Source organism: Rhodococcus sp. NPDC079359, assembly GCF_040702585.1.
Taxonomy (GTDB): domain Bacteria; phylum Actinomycetota; class Actinomycetes; order Mycobacteriales; family Mycobacteriaceae; genus Rhodococcoides.
Window position 1 is genome coordinate 333,569 of record NZ_JBFBLH010000004.1, and the last position, 25,358, is coordinate 358,926.

The 25,358-nt window shown below is 65.3% G+C and carries 26 protein-coding genes and 1 riboswitch; of the genes, 16 read left to right on the forward strand and 10 right to left on the reverse strand.

The genetic code is table 11. The annotated features are described in order from the left end of the window. The first annotated feature begins 90 nt into the window (after positions 1 to 90). A complete protein-coding gene (locus AB0362_RS12630) occupies positions 91 to 1,020 on the forward strand; it encodes an SDR family oxidoreductase (protein WP_317532266.1) in 930 nt (309 codons plus the stop codon). A gap of 13 nt (positions 1,021 to 1,033) precedes the next feature. On the opposite strand, the gene AB0362_RS12635 is transcribed toward AB0362_RS12630, so the two are convergent. The 3 genes from AB0362_RS12635 to AB0362_RS12645 all read right to left on the reverse strand — a co-directional run bounded on the left by AB0362_RS12635 (position 1,034) and on the right by AB0362_RS12645 (position 5,411). Next, positions 1,034 to 1,987: a HAMP domain-containing protein gene (locus AB0362_RS12635; protein WP_149405376.1), complete on the reverse strand. Its 954-nt coding sequence runs from the start codon at positions 1,985 to 1,987 to the stop codon at positions 1,034 to 1,036. 178 nt (positions 1,988 to 2,165) lie between these two features. After that, positions 2,166 to 4,460, reverse strand: coding sequence for a DUF222 domain-containing protein (locus tag AB0362_RS12640; protein WP_317532267.1), 2,295 nt, complete (start codon positions 4,458 to 4,460; stop codon positions 2,166 to 2,168). 396 nt (positions 4,461 to 4,856) lie between these two features. Beyond that, positions 4,857 to 5,411, reverse strand: a complete 555-nt coding sequence (locus AB0362_RS12645) for a DUF6764 family protein (protein ID WP_317532268.1) — start codon at positions 5,409 to 5,411, stop codon at positions 4,857 to 4,859. A 275-nt stretch (positions 5,412 to 5,686) separates the two neighbouring features. Between AB0362_RS12645 and AB0362_RS12650 the strand changes: the two genes are divergently transcribed. Next, positions 5,687 to 5,971 carry a DUF4349 domain-containing protein gene (locus AB0362_RS12650; protein ID WP_317808744.1) on the forward strand — a complete coding sequence of 95 codons (285 nt, stop codon included), beginning with the start codon at positions 5,687 to 5,689 and terminating at the stop codon, positions 5,969 to 5,971. A gap of 103 nt (positions 5,972 to 6,074) precedes the next feature. On the opposite strand, the gene AB0362_RS12655 is transcribed toward AB0362_RS12650, so the two are convergent. Further along, complete coding sequence (locus AB0362_RS12655) at positions 6,075 to 6,539, reverse strand: tRNA (cytidine(34)-2'-O)-methyltransferase (protein WP_317532270.1); 465 nt, start codon at positions 6,537 to 6,539, stop codon at positions 6,075 to 6,077. A gap of 33 nt (positions 6,540 to 6,572) precedes the next feature. On the opposite strand from AB0362_RS12655, the gene AB0362_RS12660 reads away from it, so the two are divergent. From AB0362_RS12660 to AB0362_RS12670, 3 genes are read left to right on the forward strand one after another with little or no spacing between them, the layout of a single operon-like run. Next, complete coding sequence (locus AB0362_RS12660; protein WP_317532271.1) at positions 6,573 to 7,181, forward strand: pentapeptide repeat-containing protein; 609 nt, start codon at positions 6,573 to 6,575, stop codon at positions 7,179 to 7,181. Between the two features lie 56 nt (positions 7,182 to 7,237). Further along, the gene (locus AB0362_RS12665) at positions 7,238 to 8,095 is read left to right on the forward strand and encodes a bifunctional methylenetetrahydrofolate dehydrogenase/methenyltetrahydrofolate cyclohydrolase (protein WP_317532272.1); all 858 of its coding nucleotides are present in this window, start codon (positions 7,238 to 7,240) and stop codon (positions 8,093 to 8,095) included. Between the two features lie 11 nt (positions 8,096 to 8,106). Then, a complete protein-coding gene (locus tag AB0362_RS12670) occupies positions 8,107 to 8,424 on the forward strand; it encodes a DUF3017 domain-containing protein (RefSeq protein ID WP_068051743.1) in 318 nt (105 codons plus the stop codon). A 36-nt stretch (positions 8,425 to 8,460) separates the two neighbouring features. On the opposite strand, the gene AB0362_RS12675 is transcribed toward AB0362_RS12670, so the two are convergent. Both AB0362_RS12675 and AB0362_RS12680 read right to left on the reverse strand, forming a co-directional pair. After that, positions 8,461 to 9,606, reverse strand: a complete 1,146-nt coding sequence (locus tag AB0362_RS12675; RefSeq protein WP_317532273.1) for a homoserine O-acetyltransferase — start codon at positions 9,604 to 9,606, stop codon at positions 8,461 to 8,463. Continuing rightward, positions 9,603 to 10,952 (reverse strand): bifunctional o-acetylhomoserine/o-acetylserine sulfhydrylase, encoded by a 1,350-nt coding sequence (locus tag AB0362_RS12680; RefSeq protein WP_082323496.1) that lies wholly within the window; start codon positions 10,950 to 10,952, stop codon positions 9,603 to 9,605. Before AB0362_RS12680 ends, AB0362_RS12675 begins: the two co-directional genes overlap by 4 nt. Positions 10,953 to 11,124: 172 nt before the next feature. Then, positions 11,125 to 11,247, reverse strand: a riboswitch (SAM riboswitch). A gap of 354 nt (positions 11,248 to 11,601) precedes the next feature. On the opposite strand from AB0362_RS12680, the gene AB0362_RS12685 reads away from it, so the two are divergent. The 10 genes from AB0362_RS12685 (at position 11,602) to yhjD (ending at position 20,828) form a co-directional block, all read left to right on the forward strand. Then, complete coding sequence (locus AB0362_RS12685; RefSeq protein ID WP_068051784.1) at positions 11,602 to 12,741, forward strand: MFS transporter; 1,140 nt, start codon at positions 11,602 to 11,604, stop codon at positions 12,739 to 12,741. 135 nt (positions 12,742 to 12,876) lie between these two features. Then, positions 12,877 to 13,551, forward strand: coding sequence for a response regulator transcription factor (locus AB0362_RS12690; RefSeq protein WP_283347107.1), 675 nt, complete (start codon positions 12,877 to 12,879; stop codon positions 13,549 to 13,551). Beyond that, the gene (locus tag AB0362_RS12695) at positions 13,548 to 14,522 is read left to right on the forward strand and encodes a HAMP domain-containing sensor histidine kinase (RefSeq protein WP_283347106.1); all 975 of its coding nucleotides are present in this window, start codon (positions 13,548 to 13,550) and stop codon (positions 14,520 to 14,522) included. Before AB0362_RS12690 ends, AB0362_RS12695 begins: the two co-directional genes overlap by 4 nt. A gap of 88 nt (positions 14,523 to 14,610) precedes the next feature. Beyond that, the gene (locus AB0362_RS12700) at positions 14,611 to 16,041 is read left to right on the forward strand and encodes a DUF4173 domain-containing protein (protein ID WP_317532274.1); all 1,431 of its coding nucleotides are present in this window, start codon (positions 14,611 to 14,613) and stop codon (positions 16,039 to 16,041) included. Between the two features lie 40 nt (positions 16,042 to 16,081). Next, complete coding sequence (locus AB0362_RS12705) at positions 16,082 to 16,366, forward strand: DUF6412 domain-containing protein (RefSeq protein WP_068051721.1); 285 nt, start codon at positions 16,082 to 16,084, stop codon at positions 16,364 to 16,366. Positions 16,367 to 16,428: 62 nt separating this feature from the next. Then, positions 16,429 to 16,767: a DUF6412 domain-containing protein gene (locus AB0362_RS12710; RefSeq protein WP_317532275.1), complete on the forward strand. Its 339-nt coding sequence runs from the start codon at positions 16,429 to 16,431 to the stop codon at positions 16,765 to 16,767. Between the two features lie 63 nt (positions 16,768 to 16,830). Then, a complete protein-coding gene (yidC, locus tag AB0362_RS12715) occupies positions 16,831 to 17,733 on the forward strand; it encodes a membrane protein insertase YidC (RefSeq protein ID WP_317532276.1) in 903 nt (300 codons plus the stop codon). A 72-nt stretch (positions 17,734 to 17,805) separates the two neighbouring features. After that, the gene (locus AB0362_RS12720) at positions 17,806 to 18,612 is read left to right on the forward strand and encodes an exodeoxyribonuclease III (RefSeq protein WP_283347101.1); all 807 of its coding nucleotides are present in this window, start codon (positions 17,806 to 17,808) and stop codon (positions 18,610 to 18,612) included. A gap of 41 nt (positions 18,613 to 18,653) precedes the next feature. Further along, the gene (gene trpS, locus AB0362_RS12725; protein ID WP_283347100.1) at positions 18,654 to 19,694 is read left to right on the forward strand and encodes a tryptophan--tRNA ligase; all 1,041 of its coding nucleotides are present in this window, start codon (positions 18,654 to 18,656) and stop codon (positions 19,692 to 19,694) included. 114 nt (positions 19,695 to 19,808) lie between these two features. Beyond that, complete coding sequence (gene yhjD, locus AB0362_RS12730; protein WP_283347099.1) at positions 19,809 to 20,828, forward strand: inner membrane protein YhjD; 1,020 nt, start codon at positions 19,809 to 19,811, stop codon at positions 20,826 to 20,828. Here yhjD and AB0362_RS12735 read toward each other — a convergent pair whose 3' ends face one another. Next, positions 20,829 to 22,097, reverse strand: coding sequence for a D-alanyl-D-alanine carboxypeptidase family protein (locus AB0362_RS12735; protein WP_317532473.1), 1,269 nt, complete (start codon positions 22,095 to 22,097; stop codon positions 20,829 to 20,831). 297 nt (positions 22,098 to 22,394) lie between these two features. Here AB0362_RS12735 and AB0362_RS12740 point away from each other — a divergent pair, with 297 nt between their 5' ends. Next, a complete protein-coding gene (locus AB0362_RS12740; protein WP_317532277.1) occupies positions 22,395 to 22,778 on the forward strand; it encodes a hypothetical protein in 384 nt (127 codons plus the stop codon). A 36-nt stretch (positions 22,779 to 22,814) separates the two neighbouring features. Here AB0362_RS12740 and AB0362_RS12745 read toward each other — a convergent pair whose 3' ends face one another. Genes AB0362_RS12745 through AB0362_RS12755 form a run of 3 tightly spaced genes read right to left on the reverse strand, consistent with a single transcriptional unit; the run spans position 22,815 to position 25,276 of the window. Further along, entirely contained in the window at positions 22,815 to 23,477 is a 663-nt protein-coding gene (locus tag AB0362_RS12745; RefSeq protein ID WP_068051697.1) for a response regulator transcription factor, read from the reverse strand. Continuing rightward, positions 23,462 to 24,931 carry a HAMP domain-containing sensor histidine kinase gene (locus tag AB0362_RS12750; RefSeq protein WP_317532278.1) on the reverse strand — a complete coding sequence of 490 codons (1,470 nt, stop codon included), beginning with the start codon at positions 24,929 to 24,931 and terminating at the stop codon, positions 23,462 to 23,464. Before AB0362_RS12750 ends, AB0362_RS12745 begins: the two co-directional genes overlap by 16 nt. A 24-nt stretch (positions 24,932 to 24,955) precedes the next feature. Further along, positions 24,956 to 25,276: a hypothetical protein gene (locus AB0362_RS12755; protein ID WP_317808747.1), complete on the reverse strand. Its 321-nt coding sequence runs from the start codon at positions 25,274 to 25,276 to the stop codon at positions 24,956 to 24,958. Positions 25,277 to 25,358: the final 82 nt, after the last annotated feature.

Below are 25,358 nucleotides of genomic sequence, written 5' to 3' on the forward strand. Positions count from 1 at the left end.
ATCGGGAAGTCCTGGATGAGCTCGTGGTGATCGTCGAACATGGGTTCTGCAGATCGAATCCGCAGATCGACACCAGCACAGGAGATTGTCATGGGCCGCGAAGCACACACCTCACTTCCCGATCTGACGGGGAAGATTGCCGTCGTCACGGGAGCAAGCGACGGGATCGGAACGGTCATCGCCACGCAACTCGCCCGCTCCGGTGCCGAGGTCGTCATGCCGGTCCGCTCGGCCGCCAAGGGGGAGCGTGCTGCCGAGTCGATCCGGACCGCAGTACCCGGCGCACAGATCAGCACCCGCACGTTGGATCTGTCGTCACTGAACTCGGTGGCAGCGTTGGCGAGCGAACTCGTCTCGGAAGGCCGGTCGATCGACATTCTCGTCAACAACGCCGGCGTCATGCAGCCGCCCGAGCGTCAGGTCACCCGGGATGGGTTCGAGCTGCAGTTCGGTACCAATCACCTCGGCCATTTCGCGCTCACCCTCGGTCTGCTGCCGCTGCTGCGGAAGGGTAGTGCGCGGGTCACCCATCAGACGAGCATCGCGGCGCGATCGGCGACCATCAATTGGGACGACCTCGATTGGGAGCGTTCCTACGACGTCATGAAGGCCTACAGCCAATCCAAGCTCGCGGTGGCTCTGTTCGCACGTGAACTCGAGGCTCGTAGTAGGGCAGGCGGCTGGGGAATCACCAGCAATATCGCTCACCCGGGGATTTCGCCGACCAATCTGCTTGCGGCACAACCGGGATTGGGGCGACCGAAGGATTCTGCCGGCCGACGATTGATCGGCGTTCTTGCCCGCCTCGGCATTGCCGGCACTGTGGACAGCGCAGCTCAGCCGGGATTGGTTGCGGCCGCTGGTAGCGACGCAGGTGGGGATCAGTTCTTCGGCCCCAAGCGAGTCATCGGCGGGCCACCGACCGAGGTCGGCATGTGGAAGCCGATGCGCAGGATGGACGATGCGCGTCGCCTCTGGGACGCCTCGGAACACCTGACCGGCGTGCGGCTCTCGTCCTGAAAGTTCTCGGCCGTCACCGAGGGGTCGGCGAGGGCTCCCGGGCATGGTCGACCAGGTCGTGCACCAGCCCGATGATGACGTCCATCTGAGCGATGACTTCGACGCGCAATCGGTCCTGCTGGTCCTCCGGCATGTCCGGAGTGTCCGGCCGGTCGAGTGACATCAGTAGATCGATGTTGGTGCGTAACGCTGTCAGCGGCTCCATCAGTTCCGCGCCGGCATCGATGATCAGCTGACCCTGCCGTGCTCGTGAACGAGACAGGGAAGCCAACATCTCGTTGAAGCTGTTGGCCAGAGATGCCAGTTCGTCGTCTCCGTTGACGTCGATGGGCTCGAAGTCTCCCGTGCGGGCAACACGTTCGGTACCGGCCCGCAGTCGCCTGACCGGGCGGAGTCCGGTGCGTGCCACGGCGGCACCCGCGACACCTGCCAGTGCGACGAGAAACGCACCGACCAGGACCAGGGCGAGCGTGAGTTTGCCGAGTAGCGGTGACGCCGCGCTGAGCGATTCGGCCACCAGGATCGTTTCGCCTGAGTCGGTGCGCTTGGCCGAAATGTAATAGCCCCGCGCCTCGCGCAGGGACTGATCGGTGTCGCCGTCGATGACCGATCTTTCCGCGGCGTCCAGAACGCCATCGGAATTGGTGAACGGCTCGGAGCCGTTCGTCGACGTCACCAATGCGCCGTCAGTCGTCGCGAAGGCGACCTTCACCGCGGTGCCCTCGGTGTCTCCGATGGCGAAGCCGAGCAGATTGGCCGGAACCCCCGTTGCCGCGCTGGCAATAATGGCGTCGCTGTTGCGTTCCACGCGGTCCGCGATCTGTGAGCGGAGGGCCTGCTCCGCGACGAGATAGATCGCGAGAGCACTGACGGCGACTGCCAGGGCCGCCACGCTCATCGTCAACACTCTGATGCGGCCGTGCAACGTCAGTGCTCGGGGGCGAGCGGTTGCACGTGGATTGCTCATTTCTCGAGTATGCCGGTCGATCAGCGAGGGCCACTCTGCAGGCCGCGTGGGCCGACGTCGACGTTCGGCGACGGTCGGCGACGGTCGGGGCCGAGCGGGTTCGTGTAGCGGGGTTCGGCTCCCCGACCCTGGTGCACGCGCGGCATGGGTTCGCCGTACTTCCGTGAAACTCCGATCTTCAGAAGGGCGGGGTGTCGGTGTCTTCGGCTGGGGGTTCTGTTTCGGGCTGTTGGTTGTCGGGTGGGTTGGGGTAGGCGATGTGGCCGGATCGTTTCGGTGTGGTGGGGATGTGTGGTCTGAGGTCGTTGCCGAGGATGGGTACGGCTGTGCCATTGGTGGGCAGGGTGATTCGGGTGGTTTTCGAGGTGGAGGTCCAGAGGATGGCTCCGCCGGGGAGCATGACGGCTGTCCAGTAGCCGGCGGTTTTGACGGTGTGGTGGTAGTCGCAGAGGCATTGGAGGTTGTTGAGGGTGGTCCAGCCGCCGCCGCGAGGGTTGGCGTGGTCGAAGGGCACTATGTGGTCGAGTTGGCAGCGTGTGGCGGGTCGGTGGCAGCCGGGGAAGCGGCAGTGTTTGTCGCGTAGTCGGACGGCTGCGGTGGTGAGGGTGTCGGGTCGGTAGATCAGGGCGCGGTCGGTGAGTGGGTCGCGGGGGACGGATTTTCCGAGGGTGGGGTCGGCGGCGATGGCGGCTTCGAGAGCCGCGGCCAGCGATGCGTTGCCGAGGTAGATGCCTGAGGGCGTGCGGTTTGCGGGTGTGTGGCCTGCAGTGGGGATCGTCGGGTTGTCCAGCCGGATTGCCGAGCGGAGGTCGAGTGCTCTCATGTTGCGGGCGGGATGTCTGATGTCGTCCAGGTCGAGGGCAGAGCTGTGCCGTGTGCCCCGGCCGAGGGGTGTGTGGGTGCAGAACAGGGCTGCGGCGGAGGTCAGCGATTGCGGGCGACGCTGGTTGTCGCGGCTGTCAGCTGTGTGTGGGGATGTGTCAGCGCTCGGACTCGATGGTCCGTCCTCCATTGCTGGTGAAGTTTCATCCGTCGGTGCCGCCGTTGTGGTGTCGGACCGTTCGTGTTGTGTTGCAGCTGAACGTGTATCGGACGCAACGTTGGGTGCCGTCTCCGCAATCGGCGCAGGTGCTTGTGCTGCATCGGAGCCACGGCCGGGATTTGTCCCCGGGCCGGAGGCCGAGTCCGCTGCTGTCGCCGGTGCTGGCGCAGTGGCCGTTGCCGTCACGCTTGTCGGCGAGGGCGAGGTGGTCGTTGCCGTCACGCTTGTCGGCGAAGAAGCTGGGGTGGGTGATGGTGCGGTGGTTGATTCGGTGGCGGGGTCATTGCTTGCGGCGGATTCGTTCGCCGGTTCCGTTTCCGGTGCAGTGGTCGCATCGGTATCGGTGGAAGTGCCGCATCCGGTCTCGGAGTCCGTTGCCGATGCTGTGTCTGTGCGAGTCTCGGTCCTGCTTGCTGCCGATGCCGTTGATGCTGCCGGGTCGGTGTTCGTCGGCGGATCCGTATCTTCTTCTGTTTCCGGCGTGGGGTTTTTCGGTGTTCGTTCCCATTCCCCGGTGTCCGGGTTCTGCACAGCGAGCCCGAGTTTCTCCGCCAGCGTCACTGCTTCGGTGAGCAGGATCTGCCAGTGACTGCTGCGTGCCAACTCTCGCGCGAGGTCGGGGTCGATGGAACCGTGCCCGGCGAGGTAGGCGGGGTTGGCGAGTAGTCCGATGAGGGTGGCGATGTCGACGGTGATCATCGTGAGCGGCACCCGCCGATCCGGCAACGCTGTGTCTTTCTTCGGGCAATCCTCGCGTTGGCACAGGCAAGCCAGTCGGGGTTCGCCGTGCATGCGGGCCATGAACGCATCGCACAGGCGTTCTTTCTTCCCGCGCGGGTCTTTCGGGCAGAGAGTATCGGCCATCTCCTCGAGGAGTTGCCATGCGGCGGCGGCCTCGGGTGCGGTCAGCTCGGCTCGGATGCGGGCGAGTTCGCCGGCGGGACTGTAGGTGACGGTCCGGAACTTCTTCGCGAACTCCCGCAACGCCGCGGCTTCCTCGGGTGCCACGCGCAGCAGGATGTCCCAGATCGCCTGTTCGAGCGGACCAGGGGACGACCTCCTCGCCGCCTCGACCACCTCGGCTTCGACGCGGGTGACGATGTCGTCGGAAAGATTGTCGAGGATCCGGCACACCGTCCGCACGCGGGGAAGGTCGATATCGCCGGTCTCGAAGGCTGCCCGCAGCAGCGGCATCCGCGTGTGCAGGGCGACGCCGACGGAGACATACGCTTCGGCGACGGTCGCGGAGCAGCCCAATGCCACTGCCATTTCGGTGCGTCCGTATCGGCTGTAGTGCTTGTGCTTGATGTCGCGGGTGATCCAGTCGCAGTGCACGCGATAGCAGGCGGTGATCTTGCGGGCCGCCTGCCGATTTTCCTCATGCGCGGCAGCGGTCAACGCCTCCAGTGACACGGTCGGGATTGCACCCATTTTTTCACCCCCTGGTGAGCAACATTTCAGAACGTGCGTTCGAACTGAAAGAAGACTATCTCGACCCACCGACAAGAACGGAAAGGCGGGTCGGGGCGGCTAACTTGCTGGTCAGAGCTGGTGATCGGGGCCGGCACCCTCGTTCCATCGTTGCGCCCATCGCCAGACTGGTTCGAGTGGCCGGCCCCAAATCATTGCCAAGTCTCGGGGAGGCAATAGGTGCTCGTCGGAGTCCTCGAGCAAACCGAACGGACCGCTCCGCGGCTCCCCGAAGGATGTGCCGAGCGGTTCAGGAGGTCCGGTCACACCGTCTAAGTAGGAGGAGCCGATTACCTCGACGAGTTCGTGTCGGGGTAATCGGCTCCGTAGACCGGATTTGTGTCTGCAACCGGACGATCAGCTACCGAGGACGCAGAACTGGCCGCTCGTGAGGTTCAGTGCCAGTGACAGGGGGCCGACGCAGTCGACGCCCTGAGCCTCGGAGGTAGCGCCCGATCCCCACCCGGCGACAGCGAGTGTCGTCTGTCCGGCGTCTGCCCACGAGTGAGCGATTCCGCCGCCGAGTGCCAGTGCGTACGCCGTCCCTGCATTCTTGCTCGCTCCGAGGGCGACGCCGTATCCGTTGGCATAGGTGGTCGTCGAGCCCGGGCCGTCGTTGACGCTGACTGCGGTGCCGCTGTCGGCAGCACCTGCGGTGGCCCGTCCGGTTCCGTTCGAGGTTGCTTCGCAGCTCGCGGTGTCGTCGACCTGGATGTCGTTGGCCGAGGGCGGAGACACACAGTTGACGGGGGCTGCCGACGCAGTGGCCGTGCCCGACAGGGCTGCAACCGTCAATCCCGAGCCCATGGCGAATATTGCTGCGGTGCGGGCAATTCGACTACCGAACCGACTGGACGTGCGCGCGGAGGAGGAGTTGGAGGACGAGAGACGGGGGAGGGAAACAGAGAACAAAAGAAAGCTCCTTCACGAGCGAAACGGGCCGGTGCGGCACACGGTACCCCGCCCCGCGAGTCCATGGCAGCAAGCCGGTGAGGTTTGTGTAACGGTGCCGCTGGCGTCCGGGGATGAATCGTCGTAGAAGTCCGGTTCCCCGCACCCTGACTGCAGCGGTCGCGGTACCCGGATGCGCGTTCGTGTTGCTGTTGTGCTCCGCTCCCGATCCATCGAATGTGCCTCCACCACTTGACTGTTCGACTTCTCTGGCAGGGCCGGCGCTCGCGCACGAGATGGCAGTCGACTCCGCCCGGCAGCGGGCCCCGGCGCCGATCGAATGCAAGGAAATCGTTACCGGACGGCTCTCGCTGATCGCCGACGATCCGACCGCGGCCGCGTCGAATACTGCCGATCTCGTCGAGGTGGAATCGACACGGTCGAGCCGACAGGGCGAACTCGACAGGTCGGTGTCACAGAAGAACTACCTCGCGTACCGGATCGATTTGTCGACGCTCACAATCAGTTTCACCTCCGAGACCGAAGATGCTGGCCGTCTGCGTCGATGGTCGAAGACCTGAACTCACGATCCGACGCGACCACAGTTTCGCTTGCCGCCAACGCACCTTCGGTCAGCGCGCGCTCCGACAGCCAGGGCTTCGAGCGAGCTCGAACGCCAACCCTTCAGACGCTGCCTTCGTATCCGTGCTGGCGCCATGCCTCGTACATCGTCACTGCTGCCGCGTTCGCCAGGTTCAACGATCGGCGGCCGGGAATCATCGGGATTCGCAGTCGATCGGTCACGTGCGGGTCGTCCAGAACGTCGTCGGGCAATCCAGTGGGTTCCGGTCCGAACAGGAGGACGTCGCCGGGTTCGTATGCGACGTCGGCGTAGGACCGGTCCGCGTGGGCGGTGTAGGCGAACACGCGAGTCGGCGCCAGCGCGGCCCACGCCGAGGGTAGGTCATCGTGCACCGTCACCGACGCCAGGTCGTGGTAGTCCAAGCCTGCCCGCTTGAGCTTCGGCTCGGACATGTCGAAGCCGAGCGGACCCACCAGGTGCAGTTCGCAGCCGGTCCCGGCGACCAGGCGAATCGCGTTGCCGGTGTTCTGTGGGATGCGGGGCTCGAAGAACATGAGTCGAAACACCCGGTTCACTCTGCCATCTCGAGCCCGGGAAGTATGGGGCAGGTGGACGACGAACAGACGATCGGTGAAGACTTTTCCGACACGCGACTGGACGGGCAGGAGTGGACCGGTAGGCAGTTCGTTCGGTGCACCTTTCGCGATGCGGACATGAGCGGCGTCCGAACCGACTCGGTGGTGTTCACCGAATGCGACTTCACCGGCACGGACCTCACCGAATCGATTCACACGAACTCCGCATTTCGATCGTGCACTTTCACTCGTACCAATCTGCAGCACAGTACTTTTCGTCATTCGACTCTGATGGGATCGATGTTCGTCGACAGTCGCATGCGTCCCGCGACGTACGACGAGGTCGACTTCACCCTCGCGTCTTTGGGTAGGGCCGACCTTCGTGGTCTCGATCTGACGGGGTGCCGAATGCGGGAGGCCAACCTGGTATCCGCAGACTTCCGCAAGGCCACGGTGCGATCGGTCGATTTCACCGGTGCCCGCACCGTCGACGCGAAGTTCGACGAGGCAGATCTGCGCGGAGCCGTCGCCGACGCATCGCTGTGGGTCAGCGCGAGCGTGCGCAACGCGAAGATCGAGCTGATGCAGGCCGTCGCATATGCAGGAGCGCACGGGCTCGTGGTCGAGGGCTGACGGCGGTGATCGGACCGGTGCGCCGCTGCTGACGCAGAACCTGGAACAATGACCGGGTGACTGCAACGATTCTCGATGGCAAAGCGACCCGTGACGAGATATTCGTCGATCTCACCGCCCGCGTGGCAGCGCTGCGTGAGAAGGGCATCACCCCAGGTCTGGCGACCGTATTGGTGGGCGACGATCCGGGTTCGGCTGCGTACGTCCGGGGCAAGCACAACGACTGCGCCAAGGTAGGCATCACGTCGATTCGTCGCGACCTACCCGCGGACATCACCCAGGCAGATCTCGAGGCCGTGATCGACGAACTCAATGCCAACCCCGAATGCACCGGCTACATCGTCCAACTGCCGTTGCCGAAGCATCTCGACGAGAACGCTGCGCTCGAGCGAATCGATCCGGACAAGGACGCCGACGGTCTGCACCCGATCAACCTCGGCCGTCTGGTGCTGGGCAAGGACGCCGCACTGCCGTGCACACCTCGCGGGATCGTGCACCTGCTGCGCCGCTACGACGTTGCTCTCGACGGCGCGCACGCGGTGGTCATCGGCCGCGGTGTGACGGTCGGGCGACCCATCGGACTGCTGCTCACGAGGCGTTCGGAGAACTCGACAGTTACTTTGTGCCACACCGGAACTCGTGATCTGGCCGCCGAGGTCTCACGTGCGGACATCGTCATCGCCGCTGCCGGAGTACCCGGATTGATCACTGCGGACATGGTCAAGCCTGGTGCTGCTGTGCTCGATGTCGGGGTGACCCGCACCGAGGACGGATTGCGCGGAGATGTCGCCGACGGTGTCGCGGAGGTGGCAGGTTTCCTCTCGCCCAACCCCGGCGGTGTCGGTCCGCTGACGCGGGCCTTTCTGCTCACCAATGTCGTCGAGCGCGCCGAACGCGTCGCCGCCGAGAGCTGAGCGGACCCGACGTGAACGATGCAGAGGACGAGCGAAGCGAGCCCGACCCGGGATTTCGCGCGGCAGTCGCGCGCAACCTACCGATCGTCGCAGTCTCGGTCGTCGTCCTCGCCGCGCTGATCCTGGTGCTGGCCGATCGCTGGCGGCGCGGCGCGTTCATCTTCGGATGCGCAGCGCTGCTGGCGGCCGTCCTGCGGCTGTGTCTGCCCGAAACACGTGTCGGCACACTGCAAGTGCGCAGTCGCGTGTTCGATGTGTTGGCGCTGGGTGGCGTCGGCGGAGCCATTGTCTTTCTGTCGCTATCGATCGATCCGCTGGGAACCGACTGACCTCGGATCTGGAGCGCCCGGTGAACGAGTGTGGTGTCAGCGCCGACCGAGGCGGGCCAGCTCCATCGTCTCGGCGAGCAGTTTGGCCACCGAATCGGCCTCGGTGAGGAAGCCGTCGTGTCCGTCACGCGACTGGATCACTTCGAGTCCGCGGCACTGGGGGAGTTCGCGAGCGATCTCCTTCTGCAGTCGAAGCGGATACAGGCGATCGGAGTCGACTCCGCCGACGATGGTCGGGACAGATGTGGACGCAAGAGCGTCGGCCACTCCGCCGCGGCCACGGCCTACGTCGTGTCGGTTCATCGCTTCGCTGAGCAGAACGTACGTCGCCGCGTCGAACCGGTTGACGAGCTTGGCAGCCTGATGCTCGAGGTAGCTCTGCGCGGAGTACCTGCCACCGGCCCACGGGTCTTCGTCGTTCTGCGGTGAGTTTCCGAACCTGATGTCGAGTTCGCTCTCGGTCCGGTACGTCAGATGCGCGATGCGCCGCGCGATGCCGAGTCCGGCCGACGGTGAGGTGCCGGTGTCGTGATAGTTGCCGCCGAGCCATCCCGGATCGGCTTTGATCGCGGCGATCTGTGTTGTCTGGGTGCCGATCTGGTCGGCAGTCGCCCTGGCACCGACCGCGAGGACCAACGCCGCCGCCACTCGGTCGGGATGTCCCACGATCCATTCCAGGGTGCGCATACCGCCCATCGAGCCGCCGACGACAGCAGCGAACCGCTCGATTCCGAGGACGTCGGCCACGGCCGCTTCCGCAGCGACCTGGTCGCGGATGGAGATGTCCGGGAAACGAGAGCCGTAGGGAGTGCCGTCGGGCGAGACGCTGCTCGGGCCCGTGGTCCCGCCGCACCCGCCGAGCACGTTCGTCGCCACGACGCACCACTCGTCGGTGTCGATGGGGCAGCCGGGACCGACCATTCCGTTCCACCACCCGGGCAGAGCGTGATCGGCGTCCGGCGCACCGGACACGTGCGAGTCCCCGGTGAGGGCGTGTTCGACGAGTACGACGTTGCTGCGGTCGGTGGCGAGTTCACCCCACCGCTGCACCGCGACGGTCACCTGGGGGATTCGCTCGCCGTTCTCGAGATCGAGACCACCGATGTCGATGGTGCCCAACCGCCCGTCCGGAGACGGAAGAACCGCCTCCGGACGAACGCCTGTGTCGCAGCTGTTGCTCAAGATGCCGCCGCGCTGAATCCGACCTCGAGATCGGCGATGATGTCGTCGATCCCCTCGATGCCCACGGCGAGACGGACCAGGCCGGGAGTGACGCCCGATGCCAGCTGCTCCTCCGGAGTCAGCTGGGAATGCGTGGTGGATGCGGGGTGGATGACGAGTGAGCGCACGTCTCCGATGTTAGCGACGTGGCTGTGCAGAGTGAGAGCGTTGACGAACTTCTTGCCCGCGTCCACACCGCCCTTCAGCTCGAACGCGATGATCGCGCCCTGCCCCTTCGGCAACAATTCCTGCCCACGCTGGTACCACGGCGACGATTCGAGTCCGGCGTAGTTGATCGAGACGACGTCGTCGCGACCGGCGAGGAAGGCAGCGACCTTCTGCGCATTCGCCACATGCCGCTCGATCCGAAGGCTCAACGTCTCCAGACCCTGACTGATGAGGAAGGCGTTGAACGGCGAGACTGCAGCACCGATGTCACGCAGCAGCTGGACGCGTGCCTTCAATGCGAACGCGGGCGCGCCCAGATCGGCGAACACGACGCCGTGGTAGCTCGGATCCGCGGTGGTGAAGTTGGGATGACGGCCCTGCGTCCAATCGAACGTGCCACCGTCGACGATGACGCCCGCGATTGCTGTTCCGTGTCCGCCGAGGTACTTCGTCGCCGAGTGAACCACGATGTCGGCACCGTGCTTCAACGGCTGCAGCAGGTACGGCGTCGCCACGGTGTTGTCCACGATCAGCGGGATGCCGTTCTCGTGGGCCACTGCCGAGATCCCCGGGATATCGAGGATGTCGTTCTTGGGGTTCGAGATCGACTCGCCGTAGAACGCCTTGGTCGACGGAGTGATCGCGGCACGCCATTGCTCGAGGTCGTCGGGATCGTCGACGAACGAGACGGTGATACCCAGCTTGGGGAGCGTGTAGTGGAACAGGTTGTACGTGCCGCCGTAGAGCCGCGGACTCGACACGATGTGGTCGCCCGCCTCGGCGAGGTTGAGAATCGCGAACGTCTCGGCGGCCTGCCCCGACGCGAGGAGCAATGCCGCGACGCCACCTTCGAGGGCCGCGATGCGCTGCTCGACGACATCCTGTGTCGGGTTGATGATCCGGGTGTAGATGTTGCCGGGCTCGGCCAGACCGAACAAGGCGGCGGCGTGATCGGTGTTGTCGAACGTGTACGAGGTGGTCTGGTAGATGGGCAACGCACGAGCCCTGGTGGTGCCATCCGGTGTCTGACCCGAATGGATCTGCTTGGTCTCGAAGCTCCAGTCGGCTGCGGGATCGGTGAACGGATCCTCGGTGGGTGCTCCGGTGGCGTCGACGACGTCGGGGGTGGAATCGGTCATGGCTGGTGATACTCCGTTTTATTGAGACGAGTGTGTCTGAGACGAATCGAATGTCGAATCAAGCTCGAGAAGTCGAGCGCTACGGGGCGTATCGGTACAGCAACACATGGAAGAACCTCCTGACAGGCTTCGGCCCCTGGGGACCGAAGGTTCAGTGGGTCCGCTTCCTGCGGACCCGCGCTTGTCGAAACGGCACTCGCGTGCCGTATCGGCCTGGTCGTTCACCCGGGGCACCCCACCGCGGTTGGAGGGTTGCCGGCCAGCAAGCCGGGGCTCGATGCTGGCACTCATGACCTGGCGAACATCGTAGCGGGTAACGGCACCCCACCGGAACGAGGGCACGGCATCCGATCGGGTCGAGCTCGAGCAGATGTTCGGGTGAGGACAATCACGGTGCATCCACGCGAAACAATCTGCCGTCGGGAAGACAATTGACGGGAGCGACGTTGCCTTCTGGGTCGGGCCCGGTGGGTCCCCGACCGCAGGCTCGAATTCCGGCCGCTTCCTCTGCCCCCGATTTGCACACGAAGGTTGTACTGCTGTGACTGTCACCGATTCCGCTCTTGCCCGAGTCAGCGCTGTGCGCGGCAAGGTGTCGAGTGGCCTGAGTGTCAGTCACCGACCGCACTCCACCCGCCGCAAGCTCGCGATGCTGGCACTGTCCATCGGCGGCTTCGGAATCGGCACCACGGAGTTCGCGTCGATGGGTCTGTTGCCGGACATCGCCACGACGATGGGGATCTCCGAGCCCTCGGCCGGCCACATGATCTCCGCGTATGCGCTCGGCGTCGTGGTCGGTGCGCCGACCATCGCAGCCCTGGCTGCTCGCGTTCCCCGGCGGATGTTGCTACTGGCGCTGATGGTGGCCTTCACCCTCGGCAACCTCGGCACGGTGTTCGCGCCCAGCTTCAACGAACTCGTCGCCTCGCGCTTCGTCGCCGGCCTGCCGCACGGTGCGTACTTCGGTGTCGCGGCCCTGGTGGCTGCTCACCTCGCCGAACCCGGCAAGCGAGCCAAGGCCGTCGCGATGGTGATGATGGGACTCTCCGTCGCGAACGTCGTCGGCGTCCCGGTGGCGACCTGGATCGGGCAGGCGTTGGGATGGCGCAGTGCATTCACGCTCGTGGCTGTCATCGGTGCCCTCACCGTCGCCGCGCTCGTCCTCTGGATGCCACGACTCGATGCGATGCCGACCACCAGCCCCATCACCGAGCTGGGCGCACTGCGCCGCAGCCAGGTGTGGATGACCCTGTTCGTGGGCATCGTCGGATTCGGCGGCATGTTCGCGGTCTACACCTACATCGCGTCGACTCTGACCGACGTCGCCGGTCTCGCCCGCGCACTCGTTCCGGTCGCCCTGATGATCTACGGACTCGGAATGGTCGTCGGAAACTACGCCGGCGGCTGGCTCGCCGACAGGTACCAGCTCAAGGGCACCTTCGTCGGTCTGGCCGCTACTGCGGTAACTCTTGCGGTGTTCGTCGTGGCCGCACACAATCCGATCACCGCACTCCTGCTGGTGTTCCTCATCGGCGCGTCCGGCTCTTCTGTGGTCCCTGGTCTGCAGACGAGGTTGATGGACGTGGCCGAGGACGCTCAGACGCTCGCCGCATCGCTCAACCATGCCGCGTTCAACCTGGCCAACGCCATCGGAGCGGCAGTCGGTGGTGCCGTGATCGCCGCAGGATTCGGGTACACGGCACCCGCCGCCGTCGGCTCGGGCCTGGCGGTGGCCGGTCTCGGTGTACTGGCCACCGCCATGTGGATGGACAAGCGTTCCGCCGCGTAGGAGCGCCCAGGATCAGCCGGTGATCGTTACCGGCGTTCCACCGAGTGCGATGTGAAACGCGCCTGGCTCAACCTTCACCGAACCTCCACATTTCCCGACGGGCTCCTCCACGTGCGCCCTCTAGGGTCAATTCTCATGAGCCGCACAGTTCTCGTCGTCGACGACGAGCCCACGATCTCCGACGCCGTTGCCGCTCGGCTGCGCGGCGAAGGGTACGAGGTCGTCACTGCCGCCGACGGGCCGGCTGCCGTCGACGCGTGCGCCAGGATCGATCCCGACGTGGTGGTGCTCGATCTGATGCTGCCCGGGTTCGACGGGCTCGAGGTGTGCCGCCGTATCCAGGCGTCCCGCCCGGTCCCGGTGTTGATGTTGACGGCCAAGTCCGACGAGACGGACATGCTCGTCGGCTTGGGCGTCGGCGCGGACGACTACCTGGGTAAGCCGTTCAGTATGCGCGAGTTGGTCGCTCGCGTGCACGCCCTGGTTCGGCGTGCCGAGCGAACGGTGGCAGCCGAACCGCAGGCGGTTCGAGTCGGTGACGTGCAGATCGATCACCGGGAACGGCGGGTGACCACTTCCTCCGGTGACATCCACTTGACCAGAACGGAATTCGACATCCTCGCCTATCTGGCGGCTCGGCCGCGTACTGCGGTCTCGCGGGAGACTCTACTGTCGGAGCTCTGGGGCTGGGACGATTCGGCCAGCAGCAGGACGGTCGATTCTCACGTGAAAGCGTTGCGTCGCAAACTCGGTGGCGATCTCATCCGCACCGTGCACGGCGTCGGCTATGCCGTGGAGTCGCCGCGATGACGCGCATGCTGCCGCGTCCGTTGGATCCGTTGCGGTCGTTCAAGCTCAAGGTTTCGCTCGTCGTCGGTATCGTGCTGGTGCTCGCGAGCGTCGTCTTCTGGATCGGGGCGGGCTGGCAATTTCGCTACACCCTCCTCGCAGCTCTCGTCGTGTCCTTGGCCGTGACACAGTTCGTCGCCCACGGGATGACGTCGCCGCTGCGCGAGATGACCTCGGCCGCCAAAGCGATGGCGCGAGGGGACTATTCGACACGAGTGCGAGCCACGTCGAGGGACGAGGTGGGTGAGCTCGCCACGGCGTTCAACACCATGGCGAGTGATCTGGAAGCTGCCGAGAAGTACCGCCGCGAACTGATCGGCAACGTCTCGCACGAGTTGAAGACGCCCATCGCTGCGCTGCGTGCCGTGCTCGAGAACATGGTCGACGGGGTGACCGACGCGAATCCCGCAACGCTGTCGGTGGCGCTGCGCCAAACCGAACGACTCGGAGATCTGGTCAGCGAACTGCTCGACCTGTCTCGGGTGGAGGGCGGTGTGCTCACCATTGCCCCGGAGGAGTTCGCGGTGCAGCAGTTCCTCGAGGATGCGACATCCGTTCACCGAGAACGAGTATCGATCGTCGTCTCGCCCGGAGATTCGACCGTAGTGGCCGACCGATCTCGCATGACACAGGTGATCACCAACCTCGTCGACAACGCCGTGCGGCATTCCCCCCATTCGAGCACTGTGACGCTGCGGGCTCACCGAATCGGCGGAGCCTATGCATTCGACGTCGTAGACCAGGGGCCGGGCATCGCCCTCGCCGATCGTCATGCGGTGTTCGACCGATTCACCCGCGGCGGATCCACCGACGGCGGAACAGGTCTCGGCCTCGGCATCGCCCGCTGGGCCACCGAGCTGCACGGCGGAACCATCGAAGTTCTCGACACCGAATTCGGCTGCCACATCAGAGTGGCCATCCCCGAGCACTGACTTTCCCGATCCACCCGAACCGCGACTGCTCGTCTCCGGACTGCAGCCGCCGACCTTCCATGCCCGAAACACACAAGAAGGAAGTGTTATGAGCACGATCGACATTCCGATTCAGCCGAGATCGAAGCACGGGCGCTCTGTCTGGGGGCCGCGCACTTGGCCGGTGCTGCGGTATTCGCAGCCCCCGCGCGCGGCACTCCTCGGGTCGGCTCTCGCCGGACTGGTCGGTGCAGCGACGTTGGTGGACAACACGTTCGGTGTGCCGGTCACTGCCGTGGCCTTCGTCGTCGTCCTGCTCGCAGCCCGCCGCGGCAGGCTCTCGCGGTGGGAATGGGCCGGCGTGGCAGGAGCGCTGGCCTTGGCGAGCGTGTCTGCACTGCGCGCGGCCGAGTGGATCGTGACGATGTCGACGACGCTGGCCATCGTGGTCGCAGTGGTGGTGCTCTCCCGCGCCTGGACGTGGACGGGAATTGCACTCGGCGGTCTCCTGCCGGTGTTGCTGCCGGTGCGAGTTGCTCGGTGGATCCGACGCGGAGCCGGTTCGATCGACCTGGAGGGGCCGCGGCCGGTGCGGGCCGGCATGGTCGCCGCTGTCACGATCGCACTCGTCGTCGTGTTCGCAGCGTTGTTCGGTGCAGCCGACAAGCGCTTCTCGGATGCGCTGGGCGCGGTGACGCCCGAGTTCGATGCCGCGTCCATCTTCGGACGCATTCTCGTCTTCGTGCTCACTGCAGCAGGTGCGCTCGCGGTCTGCTACGTCGCGCTGCATCCGCCTCGATTCGATCGCCTTGCTCCGTCGCCGCGTCGATCGGTGCAGTTGTGGGAGTGGATGATTCCGCTCGGGGCGGTGGTGGCGTTGTTCGTCGTGTTCGTCGGGTTCCAGGTTCCGACGCTGTTCGGCGGGCAGGGGCATGTGGCGACCACGGAGGGACTGACCAATGCCGAGTACGCCCGGCAGGGCTTCTGGCAATTGCTGGCAGTGACGGTACTGACACTGTTCGTCATTGCGGTGACGGTCGCGAAGGCCCCGCGAAACCGCCGAGGAGATCGAATTGCATTGCGGGCGTTGCTCGGAGCGCTGTGCCTGCTGTCGTTGGTGATCGTTGCGTCGGCGCTGCATCGAATGTCCCTGTACGAGCAGCAGTACGGCTACACCACCCTCAGGTTGTTCGTCACGGCCGTCGAGTGGTGGCTGGGCTCGGTGTTCGTACTGCTTCTGATCTCGGGCGCGCGGATGTCGGGGCGCTGGCTACCGAGAGCCGTGGGCGTCGGTGCGGTTCTGACCGTGCTCACTCTGGCGGCGTTGAACCCCGACGCGTACATCGCACGGCACAACGTCGATCGCTTCGAGCAGACCGGACGCATCGATACGTCCTACGTCGGTGGGTTGTCGTCCGACGCCGACGCGGAGCTCGAGCGACTGCCCGTCTACGTGCGTCCCTGCGTGCAAGCCCGAGGTCCGGTGTTCGTCGGGGATACCTGGCACCTGTGCACGGACCCTGCGGTATCTGTACCCTGAGCAACGACTCGGGTTCGGTGGCATACCAGGGAGGTGCGGGATGAGATACCAGCGCATGGTCGTCACCTCGCTGCTACTCGTGACGCTGTACCTGACGATGCCGACCGCAACCGCAGACGTGGCCCTGATCCTCGTCGCGGCGCTGGCAACGCTGATGCTGCTCGCACACCGTGTCGATGTTCCGGCACTGCTGCGCCTGCTGCCGAACGTCGGCCCCGCCGCAGAGGAACGCCATCTTCGAGGCTCGTTCCGGCGTCAGCATCGCCCGGATGCTCCGGGCCGCCCACAGCCACGAGCACCCGGTGCACTGGTGGGGGCACTGTAGCTCGACAGTTCCCCCACGCCTTCGCAATCCGTTGTCCGCGAGGCTGTCCCAAGGAACCGAAGATGCTCGATTCTCGAACCCTCCACCTGGCGATGCGACGTTACGCCGGGACACTGGTCGGCGTCCTTGCCGTCCTGCTCGTCGTCTTCGCTGTCGTCGACGCACAACCCGCCGCACAGATAGCGATGTTCGGTGCGTTGGTCGCGGCGTCCCTGGTCGTCCTCGGTGCGCCGTGCGACCTCGCCGTGATCGCACCGCTGTCGTCGTGCGCCGCAGGCGCGGACGGTCGGCGGCTTCGTGGATCGTTCCGCAGGCAACAGCAACCCGATGCGCCCGGTCGCCCCATGCCCAGAGCACCCGGTCCGGTCCACGGACCGGACCGGTGGCTCCAGTTCTCCTGAGCCACTGCGAGATCCGGTCGAGACGCCAACCGACCGACTTCTCTCACAGTGAGGTTCTCCACCATGCTCGATGTCGTCTACTATCCCGTCTCCGCGGTGCTGTGGTTCTGGCACAGAGTCTTCGGGGCTGTGCTCGGCCCCGACAACGGCTTCGCCTGGGCCTTGGCGGTGATATTCCTGGTTTTCACGCTGCGCGCGCTGCTGATCAAGCCGTTCGTCAGTCAGATTCGTTCGCAGCTAGCCATGAAAAGGCTCCAACCGCAGATCAAGGCCGTACAGAAGAAATACTCCGGGGACCGTGCTCGACAGGCAACCGAGATGCGGAAATTGCAGCAGGAACACGGTTTCAACCCCTTGATGGGGTGCCTGCCCCTGCTGGCGCAGGGCCCGGTTTTCATCGGCCTGCTGCACGTGCTGCGCTCGTTCAACCGAACCGGAACAGGATTCGGTCATCTCGGCATGACGGCGCAGGAGAATGCGAACACCGCGAACTACGTCTTCAGCGCTGCCGATGTGCAGTCCTTTCTCGACGCGCGACTGTTCGGTGCGCCGATCTCTGCTGCTATGAACAGCTCGCGCGAGGTTCTGGAGGCATTCGGCCCGTTCGGGGGAGTGCCGTCGGTGTTGAGCATCGCGCTCGTCGCGGTCCCGCTGATGATCGTCGCTGCGGTGGCCACGCATCTGAACTCGCGGGCGTCTGTCGCTCGGCAGGACGCAGCGGCGCTGGCAAACCCGCAGACCGCGATCATGAACAAGCTCGTGCTCTGGGTGTTCCCGGCAGGCGTGCTCGTCGGTGGGCCGGTACTTCCTATCGCGGTGTTGCTGTACTGGGTGAGCAACAACATCTGGACCTACGCCCAGCAGCACCTCGTCTACCGACGCATCGATCGAGAACCGACTACCTCGCCGGAGGTGACATCGGCGGTCACCGCCCCCAAGCCCGGGGCCAAGCCGAGGCGTCCTTAGCAACCTCGCCGGAGGTGCCGCCGGCAGAAGGCGACCTGCCGACTGTCGGTGGGCTCCGCTACCGTCGTCGGCGTGCCGATCACTGTTTCCACTGTCAACGTCAACGGAATTCGCGCAGCTGTTCGCAAGGGCATGCTGCCATGGCTCGAGACCACCGATGCCGACGTCATCTGCCTGCAGGAAACCCGCGCCAACGACGGGGAACTGACCAAGGCGTTGGCCCCGGCCCTCGATGCGGGCTGGCACCTGGCCTCGGCCGAGCCGTCCGCGAAGGGCCGCAACGGGGTGGCCTTGCTGTCGAAGGCGGCTCCCGACGCGATTCGCACCGGCATCGGTGCCGCCGAATTCGCCGATGTGGGTCGCTACATCGAAGGTGACTTCGGCGATGTCACCGTGGCGAGCCTGTATCTGCCCTCGGGCGAGGTGGGTACCGAACGTCAGGACGAGAAGGAACGCTTCATGGCGGCGTTCGCTAAGTATCTGGCCAAGACGGCCAAGGCCGCGAAGTCCGACGATCGGGACGTGGTGGTGTGCGGCGATTGGAACATCGCCCACACCGAGGCCGATCTCAAGGCGTGGAAGACCAACCGCAAGAACTCCGGCTTCCTGCCCGAGGAACGCGAGTGGGTGGCGCGGTTGCTCGCCGAGAAGGCACCGTGGACCGACGTCGTACGTGCGCTGCACCCGGGCGTCGAAGGTCCGTACAGCTGGTGGTCCTACCGCGGCAAGGCCTTCGACAACGACGCCGGGTGGCGGATCGACTATCAGTTGGCCACGAGCGATCTGGCCGAGCGCGCCAAGGAAGCGATCACCGAGCGGGCCGAGGCGTACGACCAGCGATGGTCCGATCATGCTCCGGTGACAGTGCGCTACCGCTAGGCAGGGAGTTGGCGTCGATGGGGTCGTGAAAAGATTGCGGTATGTCTTCTTCCGACTCCATCGACACTCCGCAAGGTCCGCGTAGGCGGGTACTCTCCGGCATCCAACCGACTGCGGATTCGTTCCATCTCGGTAACTACCTGGGCGCGGTGCGGAACTGGGTGGAGTTGCAGGACGAGTTCGACGCGTTCTATTTCATTCCGGACCTGCATGCGATCACCGTTCCGCAGGATCCCAAGGAGCTTCGCCGCCGCACCCGGGTGGCCGCGGCGCAGTTGCTCGCGGTAGGGATCGATCCGGAGAAGTCGACGCTGTTCGTGCAGAGTCAGGTGCCCGAGCATGCGCAGCTGGCGTGGGTTCTGAACTGCATCACCGGATTCGGCGAAGCAGCGAGGATGACGCAGTTCAAGGACAAGTCTGCCAAGCAGGGTCGCGATCACACCAGTGTCGGGCTGTTCACCTACCCGATTCTGCAGGCCGCGGACATTCTTCTCTATCGGCCGAATCTGGTGCCCGTGGGCGAGGATCAGCGGCAACACCTGGAGCTGACTCGCGATCTGGCGCAGCGTTTCAACACGCGGTTCAAGAAGACGTTCGTCGTGCCCGATGCGCACATCATCAAGGGCACCGCGAAGATCTTCGACCTACAGGATCCCACCGCGAAAATGAGCAAGTCCTCGTCGAATCCGGCGGGCATCGTCAACATTCTCGACGATCCGAAGGTGTCGGCCAAGAAGATTCGATCGGCAGTGACGGACAACGAACGCGACATCGTGTTCGATCCGGAGAACAAAGCGGGCGTCAGCAACCTACTGGTGATTCAGTCCGCGCTGTCGGGCGTGAGTATCGACGATCTCGTTGCCGGGTACGCGGGCAAGGGCTACGGCGACCTCAAATCCGACACCGCCGACGTTCTGACCGAGTTCGTCGTTCCGCTGCGGGAGCGGATGGACGGGTTCATGGCGGATGTGGCCGAACTCGACCGCATCCTCGCGTCCGGTGCGGATCGAGCCAGGGAAGTGGCGAGTCGAACGCTCGCTCAGGTCTACGACAGGGTGGGTTTCCTGCCTCCGGGTGCATAGCATCTACGGCACACCGAGTTTCGTCGTGCTGAATTCCGGCAAACAGTACTTCGAGACGCAGCACCGCGGCGACACGATCCGACAGCAGCCGACAACAGCGAGAAGGCGAGTGCCATGCCAGATTTCAAGGCGATCCTCGACGACCGGCGCAACCGGTGGCCGTGGCTCGATCACACTGTTGTTGCTGCGCAGCGGTATCAGGGCCAGAAGGGCGATTACTACGCGGCCGGGATGACGTATTTCAGCGTGCTGGCCTTGTTCCCCTTGCTGATGGTCGCCTTCGCGATCGCTGGGTTCGTGCTGGTGAATCAGCCCGAGTGGCTTGCCGAGATCCAGTCGCAGATTGCCGAGAACGTGCCGGGCAGCTTCGGCGAGACGATCAATTCGCTGATCCAGACTGCCATCGAGTCTCGGACGAGCGTCGGCATCATCGGTCTGCTCGGTGCGTTGTATGCGGGTCTCGGTTGGATCGCCAACTTGCGCGAGGCGCTGACCGCGATGTGGGAGAGCCAGCACGAGCAGGGCGGATTTCTGGCCACCAAGGCCAAGGACTTCGCCGCGCTGCTCGGGCTGGGAACCGCGCTCGTGCTGTCGCTGGCGTTGTCGGCACTGGCCGGTGGTGACCTGATGCGCAGCATTCTCGAGTGGGCCAATCTCGATTCCGTTCCAGGAGTGGGCGTCGCACTGCGCGTGTTCTCCGTTCTACTTGCGCTGGCGGGTACCTGGGCGTTGTTCACCTGGGTGATCTCGAGGCTTCCGCGCGAGCCGGTGTCGTGGCGCAGCGCAGCCAAAGGTGCGCTGCTCGCTGCCGTCGGATTCGAGATCTTCAAGCAGCTCGGTGCCCTCTACCTGGCTTCGGTGACGAGCGGTCCTGCGGGCGTGGTCTTCGGACCGATCATCGGTCTGCTGGTGTTCGTGTTCACGACGTCGCGTCTCGTGTTGTTCTCCACGTCGTTCGCCGCGACGACTCGAGAAAGCTTGGCCGAAGCCCACGTTCCGGCCCCGGAGCCGGCGGTGATCAACACGAGGGTCGAGGTCAGTGATGGGCCGGGCGTCACGGGCGGTCTGGCTCTGGTGGGTGCCGGTGCCCTCGCAGCTCTCGGTTTCGCAGGACTGCGCAACCGGCGTCGCTGATCAGCGGTTGCGCGAAAGACGCCGAGCGCCCCACAACAGCCCGATCACCACGATCGACCCGAGGACACCGATCGCGATGCGAACGACGGTGTCGCCTTGGGCCTGCATCTCGGACTGGCGGGAGCTCGAGCCCGACGCCGATGCGGGTGGCTGGGCAAGAGTCGGCGTGGCCTCGGGCGCGCGGGTGCTCGTCACCGGAGACGTCGATTGCGGCTCCACGAGCTCGCCGACGCCGCGGCTCGAATCGAGAGCGAAACCGTAGTCCAACAGGCGGGCCGCTTGCTCCCACGGCCGGATCGGCAGCACGTCTCCCTTCATGATCGTCACGACGAGGCGTCGACCGCCCCGCTCTGCTCCTGCGACGAACGTCTGGCGCGCATCGTCGGTGTACCCGGTCTTGCCGCCGAGTGCGCCCTCGTAGTTGTAGAGCAACTGATTGTCGTTGGAGAGGGTGAACCCGGGCCGGTCCTGGTCGTCCGGGATCGTGGGATCCTTCGGGTAGCCGGGAAACTGAACCGTCTCGGTCGAAATCAGTTGTGCGAAAGTCGGATTACGCATGGCCGCGCGGTAGATCAACGCCAGATCGTAGGCAGAGCTCGCCATGCCGGGACCGTCGAGACCCGACGGCGTGGCGGTGCGCGTATCGAGCGCCCCCAGTTCCGCGGCCTTGGCATTCATCTTGTCCACGGTGGCGGAGTCACCGCCCAGCTGCCTGGACAACGCATGCGCTGCATCGTTTCCCGATGCCATCACCAGTCCCTGCATCAATTGGAGATTGGTGTACACACCGTTCTCGCCGATGCCGACGGCACTGCCCTCTGCATCGGCGTCCTCCGCGGTCGCGGTGATCTGGGTATTCAGGTTCAGTTCGTCGAGCGCAACGAGTGCGAGCAGCACCTTGATCGTGCTCGCCGGCCGATGCCGCCCGTGCGGATCCTTGGCGACCAGAACGGAGCCCGAGTCCATGTCGGCCACCACGAATCCGGTGGCCGAGATGTCCGCAGGCAACGGGGGAGCCCCGTCCGGCAGTACCGCTCCACACTCGGCGAGCCGATCCCCGCCGACGGCCTCCGCGGGAATCGGGAGTGGTTGCGGGGCAGTGCTTCCAGGGGCCGGTACCTCGGACAGGTCGATCGCCGGGGGCGGTGACGCGGCGAAGGGGCAGCTGTCGGTGTCGGGCGTCGTGAACGGCGGTGTCGTCGTCACCACCGGTGGCTCGGCGGCAGGTTGTGCCAGAGCCGGTCCACAGCCGAAGCCGACGAGAATCATCGACACTGCCGACGCGGCCACGCACACTCGAATCCTTTTCATCGCGAATCACCATAGGCGCTCGGGGGTCGGTCGACGTGGCGACCCACCGGCGAGCGTCGCTCGAACGACCGCTCCGATCCTTGTCCCGACATCGTCACCGGCGACGGCCGAATGCAGCCCCTCGCGCAGCGGCACGCGCCCGCCACCAGAATGAGAACTCGCTCATGTTGTCTTCCTTCGGTTCTCACGTTCGACAGCGATCGTTGAGTCATCACCGAAACGGTGGTCCACAGAACTCGGATCGAAGGAGCAGTCATGAGAATGCCGGCAAAGTTCATGATCGTCGGTGCAGCAGCCGTTGTCGTCACCCTCGGAAGCGTCGGCGTACTCGCGATCGCCGACGACGGCCCCACCCAGCAGCGGCCGTCGTCGATCTCGGTGGAACAGCCTCTGTCGGAGGCAGATTCGGCCTCGACCCCGCCGGCAGCGCCCCAGCAGTCCGCATCGACCCGGATCTCGGACGACCGTTACGGCGACGACTGGGACGATCGCAACGACGACCGTTACGACGACGACTGGGACGATCTGGACGATCGCAGCGACGACGACGACCTGGACGACGACAACGACGATCAGGACGACAACGACGATCAGGACGACAACGACGATCAGGACGACGACAACGACCGGGACGACTGAGACTCGAGCAGTGGCGTCGGCGCCGGCCGACGCCATTCATGTCTCGGACAGTCGGTACCCCATTCCGCGGACGGTCTCGATTCGTGTGGCACCGAATTTCGCCCGGAGGTAGCGGACGTAGACGTCGACGACGTTGGAGCCCGGGTCGAAGTCGTAGCCCCACACCTGCGACAGGAGTTGCTCTCGCGAGAGGACCTGGCCCGGGTGGCGCATGAAGGTCTCGGCGAGGGCGAACTCACGGGCCGACAGGTCGACAGTGCGGTCTCCCGCCACAGCTCGTCGAGTACGCAGGTCCAGGGTGAGGTCCGCGACGGTGAGCTGGGTGGTGTCGACGGTTCTCTTGGTGCCCAGGCGAACTCGGATGCGCGCCAGCAGTTCCTCGAACCGGAACGGTTTGGCCATGTAGTCGTCGGCACCGGTCTCGAGACCGGACACCACGTCGTGGACGCTGTCGCGGGCAGTCAACACGATCACCGGTATCTCGCATTGCTCTCCGCGCAGTCGCTGCAGTACCTCGAAGCCGTCCATGTTCGGCAGACCGATGTCGAGTACCACCAGATCGAAGTCACCGCTGCGGGCGTGTTCGTAAGCGGATCTACCGTCGGAGACGGTGGTCGTGCTGAAGCCGCTCGCTCGGAGCCCCTTCTGGACGAACGAGGCGATGCGGGGTTCGTCTTCGGCGATCAGGATGCGGGCCATGGTCGATCTTTCTGCGAGGGAACGGAATCGGTCAGTGGGATCGTGATGGTGAACGTGGCACCGTGCCCCGGTGCGCTGCCGACACTCACCCGTCCGCGGTGGGCCTGTGCGATTGCGGTGACGATGGACAACCCGAGCCCTGCGCCCTCGGTGCGTCTGGTTCCGTTGCGACCGCGGGCGAAGCGCTCGAAGATTCGTTCCTGCTCGTCGCGCGCGATTCCAGGGCCCGAGTCGGTGACCCAGAACCGGATGTCACCGTCGGACAGTTGGGATCCGATGCCGACACGACTGCCGGGCATCGTGTGGTGGGTTGCGTTGTCCGCCAACGCCAGCAGCGCCTGGGTCAGCCGTTGAGCGTCGAGCGGCGCGTGGACGGTCGCGCTGGCCTCGAGCACCCATTCCCGGTCGGCGAGGGTGGTCACCTTGTCGAACACGCTTCGGGTGAGCGCGTCGACATCGGTGACGACGGGGTTGACGAAGCTCGTCTGATCGGCTCGGGTGAGCAGCAACAGGTCCGCGACGAGCCGGTTCATCCGATCGAGTTCGTCGTCGACGAGCGCGACGGTATCGCGCACGTCGACGGGGTCGTCGTGGTCGAGCACGTCGAGATGGCCGCGGACGATGGTGATGGGAGTGCGGAGTTCGTGGCCTGCGTCGTCGAGAAATCGGCGTTGACTGGCCGCGCCGGACTCGATCCGATCGAGCATCGAGTTCAGTGTGTCGATCAGGGCTCCGATGTCGTCGCCTCGACCCGTTGTTCTGGCGTCGGTGATTCGGCCGGAAAGGTCGGTCTCGGTGATCGTTCTGGCGGTTGCGGTGATGTGTCTGATCGGCGACATGATGCGGCCCGCGACCAACCACGCCCCTACTGCCGCCAGCACCGAGGTGACGCCGCCGACGACGAGCATCAAGGTCGCGGTCTCGTCGGCGGAGGCGCGTTCCTGGTCGGCGAAGTACGCGGCGACCACGACCCCGGGCACCGGGTCGCCCGCCAGCGAGACCGGCACGGCGAGGTACACCACTTCACCTGCGGCGCTCGAATACGAACCCTCGACGGGCGCGGTGACGGTCCCGACTTCGGCGGTGAAGCCGCTGTCGTCGGACAGTCGCACCGGTGCCTGCTGCCTGCTCTGCACGGCGAAAGCGCCGTCCACGTAGCCCAGGAACTTCTCGTTGGGGCGGGCGAGGTTGTAGGTGATCACCACGCGGAGCACGTCGTTGATGTCGTCGAACGGTGCGCCGGTGCCGGGATCGACGCCTGCGTCGGTGAGGGTGGTGAACTCGGCGATCTCGGTGCGCAGCGATTCACGCATGCGATTGTCGGTGGCGCGGATCATGAGCAGCCAGGTGGTGACGGTGACGGCCGCCAGAGACGCCAACACCAGCAGCAGGACCCACGAGAAGATGCGGCTCCTGGCGCTGGTCGGGCGTAGGGCAAGCAGTCGCGTCCGCATCACGTGGTCGGTCTTGCAGCAGGATCAGTCGTCGTCATCGTCATCCCAGTCGTCGTCGAAGTCATCGTCCCAGTCGGCAGGCGGCAGCGGCGGCGGGGGCACGAATCCGTCCGGTGCCACCGGCTGTGGCGCGGCGGTCGGCGCGGTGCTGGGCGCGGGCTCGCCCGGCTGTGGTGCACCGGGAACGAGTTGCGGAGTACCCGGGGCGGATTGCACGGGTGCGGCGGGTGCGACTATGGGTGCGGGCAACGGGGTCTGCTCGCCCGTCGATCGAGTCGTCAGCAATGCCACGACGAGCACGCCGAGCGTGAGCAGACCCAGGGCCGAGACGATGATGGTTCGCACACGGTCGAGTCTGACGACGGCGGATTGTGGCTACGTGAATCGGAGATGAGAGTTCTCTCATGTCGTCCGAGGTCCCGTGCTG

What these genes read in the sequence shown, in the direction of transcription:
- AB0362_RS12630 (WP_317532266.1), top strand. Translation starts at nt 91, where the DNA reads ATGGGCCGCGAAGCACACACCTCACTTCCCGATCTGACGGGGAAGATT.
- AB0362_RS12635 (WP_149405376.1), bottom strand. Translation starts at nt 1,987, where the DNA reads ATGAGCAATCCACGTGCAACCGCTCGCCCCCGAGCACTGACGTTGCAC.
- AB0362_RS12640 (WP_317532267.1), bottom strand. Translation starts at nt 4,460, where the DNA reads ATGGGTGCAATCCCGACCGTGTCACTGGAGGCGTTGACCGCTGCCGCG.
- AB0362_RS12650 (WP_317808744.1), top strand. Translation starts at nt 5,687, where the DNA reads ATGGCAGTCGACTCCGCCCGGCAGCGGGCCCCGGCGCCGATCGAATGC.
- AB0362_RS12660 (WP_317532271.1), top strand. Translation starts at nt 6,573, where the DNA reads ATGGGGCAGGTGGACGACGAACAGACGATCGGTGAAGACTTTTCCGAC.
- AB0362_RS12680 (WP_082323496.1), bottom strand. Translation starts at nt 10,952, where the DNA reads ATGACCGATTCCACCCCCGACGTCGTCGACGCCACCGGAGCACCCACC.
- AB0362_RS12685 (WP_068051784.1), top strand. Translation starts at nt 11,602, where the DNA reads ATGCTGGCACTGTCCATCGGCGGCTTCGGAATCGGCACCACGGAGTTC.
- AB0362_RS12690 (WP_283347107.1), top strand. Translation starts at nt 12,877, where the DNA reads ATGAGCCGCACAGTTCTCGTCGTCGACGACGAGCCCACGATCTCCGAC.
- AB0362_RS12695 (WP_283347106.1), top strand. Translation starts at nt 13,548, where the DNA reads ATGACGCGCATGCTGCCGCGTCCGTTGGATCCGTTGCGGTCGTTCAAG.
- AB0362_RS12700 (WP_317532274.1), top strand. Translation starts at nt 14,611, where the DNA reads ATGAGCACGATCGACATTCCGATTCAGCCGAGATCGAAGCACGGGCGC.
- AB0362_RS12705 (WP_068051721.1), top strand. Translation starts at nt 16,082, where the DNA reads ATGAGATACCAGCGCATGGTCGTCACCTCGCTGCTACTCGTGACGCTG.
- AB0362_RS12710 (WP_317532275.1), top strand. Translation starts at nt 16,429, where the DNA reads ATGCTCGATTCTCGAACCCTCCACCTGGCGATGCGACGTTACGCCGGG.
- yidC (WP_317532276.1), top strand. Translation starts at nt 16,831, where the DNA reads ATGCTCGATGTCGTCTACTATCCCGTCTCCGCGGTGCTGTGGTTCTGG.
- trpS (WP_283347100.1), top strand. Translation starts at nt 18,654, where the DNA reads ATGTCTTCTTCCGACTCCATCGACACTCCGCAAGGTCCGCGTAGGCGG.
- yhjD (WP_283347099.1), top strand. Translation starts at nt 19,809, where the DNA reads ATGCCAGATTTCAAGGCGATCCTCGACGACCGGCGCAACCGGTGGCCG.
- AB0362_RS12735 (WP_317532473.1), bottom strand. Translation starts at nt 22,097, where the DNA reads ATGATTCTCGTCGGCTTCGGCTGTGGACCGGCTCTGGCACAACCTGCC.
- AB0362_RS12740 (WP_317532277.1), top strand. Translation starts at nt 22,395, where the DNA reads ATGAGAATGCCGGCAAAGTTCATGATCGTCGGTGCAGCAGCCGTTGTC.
- AB0362_RS12745 (WP_068051697.1), bottom strand. Translation starts at nt 23,477, where the DNA reads ATGGCCCGCATCCTGATCGCCGAAGACGAACCCCGCATCGCCTCGTTC.
- AB0362_RS12750 (WP_317532278.1), bottom strand. Translation starts at nt 24,931, where the DNA reads ATGCGGACGCGACTGCTTGCCCTACGCCCGACCAGCGCCAGGAGCCGC.